Genomic DNA, 4500 nt, shown 5'->3' on the forward strand with positions numbered 1-4500 from the left:
CGGCCACCAGCACACCGAGCCCGCCGGTCAGCAGCACCAGTCCCAGGGCAATCGCCTCCCCGGGGGCCATCACCGCAGCCAGCGCGAAGGTGCCAGCGCGCCCACGCCGATCGTAGCGATGATCACGTCCACGTATTTGAAGGCCGCCGGGTTGAACACGGTACCGCGCCGCACCCGGGTCGCCAGCTTCCACACGCACACGATGCACAGCTCCACGACCAGCCCGACCAGCACCAGGTAGCCCAGGAACGCCGGGCGCAGATAGCCGAATTCACCGCTCGGCCCGCCCTCATCCATGGCGGCGACCGGGACGATGAACCCCTGCAGGAACAGGGCCAGGCCCATCGCGCCGACCAGCACGATCCGCAGCGCGGCGATACTCATTCTGCCCATCGCGGGCTCCTTTCATCATCATTCACCGAGGTGCCGAACTCTGTCCGAAGCGGCGGCCCGGGAAGCGCGGTCCGCGCGACCGCCCCAGGCAACCATCCAGGCATCTATTGATGTTCGGCTACTTCCTATCGAAAAACAATAGATCGTGGGCGGGGTTCGCGCAACCCGGTTCCGCCCGCACCCCGGAGAATCGGCGCAAGAAAGCCCGTGGGGCTGCACCTGGGCATCAGGTGCAACCCCACGGGCTGTGCTCGCGGCATTCCGGCATTCCGGTGTTCCGGCATTCCGGCACTCCGGCGTTGCGGCATTTCGGCCGCCGCAGGCCGGAGGGCCAACCAACGAACGGTGCTACAGTTCGCGCTGCTCCGGTCCGTTGTAGGCCGACAGCGGGCGGATCAGCGAGTTCGCGGCGCGCTGCTCCATGATGTGGCTGGTCCAGCCCACAATGCGTGAGGCGATGAACAGCGGGGTGAACATCTCGGTGTCGAAGCCCATCAGGTGGTAGGTGGGTCCGGCCGGGTAGTCCAGGTTCGGCTTGATGCCCTTGGCCTCGTCCATCGCCGCTTCCAGCCCGTCGTACAGCCCGAGCATCTCCGCCCGGCCGTAGTGCTCGATCATCCGGTCCAGGGCCGCCTTCATGGTCGGCACCCGGCTGTCCCCGTTCTTGTAGACCCGGTGGCCGAAGCCCATGACCTTCTTCTTCTCGGCCAGCGCCTGCTCCATCCAGGACTTGGCGCGCGCGGCGGCGGCCTCGCGCGACTCGTCCTTGTCGATGCCGATCTCGTCGAAGGTGTGCATGACCGCCTCATTGGCCCCGCCGTGCAGCGGGCCCTTCAGCGCGCCGATCGCCCCGGTGACCGCAGAGTGCAGGTCCGAGAGCGTGGAGGTGATCACCCGGGCGGTGAAGGTCGAGGCGTTGAAGGAGTGCTCGGCGTAGAGCACCATGGAGACCCGGAACGCGTCAACGACCTCGGGGGCCGCCTCCTCGCCGAAGGTCATCCACAAGAAGTTCTGCGAGTAGTCCAGGTCCTCACGCGGCTCGATGGCCTCCAGCCCGCGGCGGCGGCGCTGGTCGTAGGCGACCACGGCGGGGAAGGCGGCGAACAGCTCCTTGGCCTTGCGCAGCTCCGCCTCGGGGGAGGAGTCCTCGGCCAGCGGGTTGTTCGCCCCCAGCACGGAAACCGCGGTGCGCCCCACGTCCATCGGGTGGCAGTCGGTGGGCAGCAGGTCGATCGCCGCCTTCACCCGCGGATCCAGCGAGCGGTTGGCCCGCTCGTAGGCGCAGAACTCGGTCAGCTCGCTCTCGCTGGGCAGTTCCCCGCTCCACAGCAGCAGGGCGACCTCCTCGAAGGACTTGGTGGCCGCCAGATCCTGGACCGGGTAGCCGCGGTAGAGCAGCGAGTTGGTGTCCGGGTTGACCTTGGAGATCGCGGTGTAGTCCACCACGACCCCGGCCAGGCCCTTCTTGATTTCCTCGGTAGTGGTCATATTCAAACTCCTTTCGTTTTCGGTGCAGGTGCGCGGCGGCGGTGCTACAGGTCCGCGTTGTTCGATTCGATGTCCAGCCCCGGGACCTGGAAGTTGAAGATCCCGGTGTCGAATCGGTTGTACGCCTCGTAGTCGACCAGCTCGTACAGACGTGACCTGGTTAACATCCTATCCACTTCGCGCTGCTGGGTGCCCTCCTCGGCGATTGCGTTAAGCACCCGCTCGGCCGCACCCATCGCGCTGCGCAGCAAGGTGACCGGGTAGATCACCATGGCCACCCCGGCGTCGGCCAGCTGCTGGCGGGTGAACAGCTCGGACTTGCCGAACTCGGTCATGTTCGCCAGCACCGGCACCTGCACCGCGTTGCACACCGCCTCGAATTCGCCCAGGTCCTTCATCGCCTCGGGGAAGATCGCATCCGCCCCCGCGTCGACCATCGCCTTGGCCCGGTCGATCGCCGCATCCAGGCCCTCCACGGCGCGGATGTCGGTGCGCGCCATGATCAGGAAGTTCTCATCGATGCGCGCGTCGGCGGCCGCGGCGATGCGCTTGAGCATGGTGCCGGTGTCCACCACGTTCTTCCCGTCCAGGTGCCCGCAGCGCTTGGGGTTGAACTGGTCCTCGATGTGGCACCCGGCCAGCCCCGCGTACTCCAGCTCCTGGATGGTGCGGGCCACGTTCATCGGCTCCCCGAATCCGGTGTCCGCATCCACGATCGCCGGCAGGTCGCTCATCCGCGCGATCTGCCCGGCCCGGGTGGCCACCTCGCTCAGGCTGGTCAGCCCGATGTCCGGCAGGCCCAGCTCGTTGGCCAGCACCGCCCCGGAGATGTAGATCCCGTCGAACCCCTTCTCCGCGATCAGCCGCGCCGAGAGCGGGTTGAACGCGCCGGGGAACTGGCGGGCGGCCCCGGCGGTGAGCATTTCACGCAGCGCGATCCGCTTCTGGGCGGGGGTGCGGGTGGAGTACAGCATTAGAACAGGCCCTTCGGTGCGTTGGCGGCGTCGATGACCCGGGGGCGGCCAGGATGTTCAGCTGGTCCAGCTCCCCGGCGCCCAGTTCGTCCAGGCGCTGCACGGCGGCCAGGAAGCGTTCGATCTCCGCCTCCTGGACCAGCCCCTGGGCCAGGGTGCGGAACTTGTGGATGTACTGTTCGCGGGCGAACGGGCGGGCGCAGCGGGTGGGCGTCGGCCACGGCGATCTCATCGGTGATCACGGTGCCGTCGGCAGGGTGATCTCAACGGACCCGCCGAACGCCTTCTCGGCGATGTCCAGCGAGTGGTAGCGCCGGGTCCACTCCGGGTCCTCCTCGGTGGTGACCTTCTGCCACAGCTCCACCGTGTCCGGACGCGCCGCGCGCTGCGGGGCGTAGGAGTCCACGTGGTGCCAGGCCCCGTCCTGCAGGCAACGGCGAAGATGTACGGGATCGAGTGGTCCAGGGTTTCGCGCGAGGCGCTCGGGTCGTACTTCTGCGGATCGTTCGCGCCCGAGCCGATCACGTAGTGGGTGTGGTGGCTGGTCTTGATCAGGATCGATGCCACGTTCTTCGGGTCGGTGGCCTCCGGGTGCTCGCGGTGCAGCTTGCGGGCCAGGTCGATCCACGCCTGGGCCTGGTACTCGGCCGAGTGCTCCTTGGTGTAGGTGTCCAGGATCGCGCGCTTGGCTTCGCCGGGCTGCGGAAGCGGCACCTCATAGGCGGCGTCGGGCCCGTCCAGCAGCCAGGCGATGACCCCGTCCTCGCCCTCGTAGATCGGCACCGGGAGGTCTGTCCGCGCATGGCGCGGTCCGCGGCCTCCACGGCCATCTTCCCCGGCGAACGCCGGGGCGTGCGCCTTCCAGGTGGAGATTTCGCCCTTGCGGGACTGGCGGGTAGCGGTGGTGGTGTGCAGGCCCTGGCCCACGGCCTGGAAGATCGTCTCCACATCCAGGCCCAGCAGGGTGCCGATGCCGGCGGCGGCCGACGGGCCCAGGTGGGCGACGTGGTCGATCTTGTGCTTGTGCAGGCAGATCGCCTTGACCAGGTCCACCTGGATTTCATAGCCGGTGGCGATCGCGCGGATCAGGTCGTGCCCGGAGGCGCCGGTGTGCTGGGCGACGGCCAGGATCGGGGGATGTTGTCACCCGGGTGCGAGTAGTCAGCGGCCAGGAAGGTGTCGTGGTAGTCCAGTTCACGCACCGCCACCCCGTTGGCCCAGGCAGCCCATTCGGGGGAGACCTTCTGCTCGATGCCGAACACGGTCGCCCCGGCCCCGCCGTTGGAGGGGGCGTGGGTCAGCGCCTGGGCGCGGGGCGGCGATGATCGGGCCGCGGTTCAGCGAGGCGACGGCGACCGAGGCGTTGTCGATGATCCGGTTGATGATCATCTCCTTGACCTCGTCGGTGACCTCCACCGGGTCGGCGGCAACCACCGCGATCTTGTGGGCCAGCTGGTCCTCGCGGGCCAGGTTTTCCTCGGAACGGTACACACGCACGGGATGATTAATCATGGTTGCCTTTCAGCTCGGTTGCATGCTTGATGATGTGGTCAAAACTTTGGTGCAGATGCACGGTGGTGGCCGCCGCGGCCAGCTCCGCATTACGGGCCGCGATCGCCCGGGGCGATCTGGGCGTGCTCCGCGG

The 4500-nt window shown here is 67.9% G+C and carries 5 protein-coding genes and 1 pseudogene; all 6 read right to left on the reverse strand.

Annotated features, from left to right (window positions below):
* Positions 1-69: 69 nt before the first annotated feature.
* The 6 genes and pseudogenes from JCM19049_RS08445 to JCM19049_RS19605 all read right to left on the reverse strand — a co-directional run bounded on the left by JCM19049_RS08445 (position 70) and on the right by JCM19049_RS19605 (position 4367).
* Positions 70-393, reverse strand: a complete 324-nt coding sequence (locus JCM19049_RS08445; protein ID WP_279402775.1) for a DUF2975 domain-containing protein — start codon at positions 391-393, stop codon at positions 70-72.
* Between the two features lie 348 nt (positions 394-741).
* On the reverse strand, positions 742-1881 hold the full coding sequence (locus JCM19049_RS08450; protein ID WP_054821373.1) for a bifunctional 2-methylcitrate synthase/citrate synthase: 1140 nt from the start codon (positions 1879-1881) through the stop codon (positions 742-744).
* A 44-nt stretch (positions 1882-1925) separates the two neighbouring features.
* The gene (prpB, locus tag JCM19049_RS08455) at positions 1926-2855 is read right to left on the reverse strand and encodes a methylisocitrate lyase (RefSeq protein ID WP_054821374.1); all 930 of its coding nucleotides are present in this window, start codon (positions 2853-2855) and stop codon (positions 1926-1928) included.
* Complete coding sequence (locus tag JCM19049_RS19585) at positions 2806-3087, reverse strand: hypothetical protein (RefSeq protein WP_279402776.1); 282 nt, start codon at positions 3085-3087, stop codon at positions 2806-2808. The genes prpB and JCM19049_RS19585 overlap by 50 nt, the downstream gene beginning before the upstream one ends.
* Positions 3088-3093: 6 nt before the next feature.
* A pseudogene (locus JCM19049_RS19595) lies at positions 3094-4156 on the reverse strand (MmgE/PrpD family protein).
* Entirely contained in the window at positions 4050-4367 is a 318-nt protein-coding gene (locus JCM19049_RS19605) for a hypothetical protein (RefSeq protein WP_279402778.1), read from the reverse strand. The pseudogene JCM19049_RS19595 and the gene JCM19049_RS19605 overlap by 107 nt, the downstream one beginning before the upstream one ends.
* Positions 4368-4500: the final 133 nt, after the last annotated feature.

It is taken from the genome of Arthrobacter sp. JCM 19049, assembly GCF_001310435.1.

What these genes read in the sequence shown, in the direction of transcription:
- JCM19049_RS08445 (WP_279402775.1), bottom strand. Translation starts at nt 393, where the DNA reads ATGGGCAGAATGAGTATCGCCGCGCTGCGGATCGTGCTGGTCGGCGCG.
- JCM19049_RS08450 (WP_054821373.1), bottom strand. Translation starts at nt 1,881, where the DNA reads ATGACCACTACCGAGGAAATCAAGAAGGGCCTGGCCGGGGTCGTGGTG.
- prpB (WP_054821374.1), bottom strand. Translation starts at nt 2,855, where the DNA reads ATGCTGTACTCCACCCGCACCCCCGCCCAGAAGCGGATCGCGCTGCGT.
- JCM19049_RS19585 (WP_279402776.1), bottom strand. Translation starts at nt 3,087, where the DNA reads ATGAGATCGCCGTGGCCGACGCCCACCCGCTGCGCCCGCCCGTTCGCC.
- JCM19049_RS19605 (WP_279402778.1), bottom strand. Translation starts at nt 4,367, where the DNA reads ATGATTAATCATCCCGTGCGTGTGTACCGTTCCGAGGAAAACCTGGCC.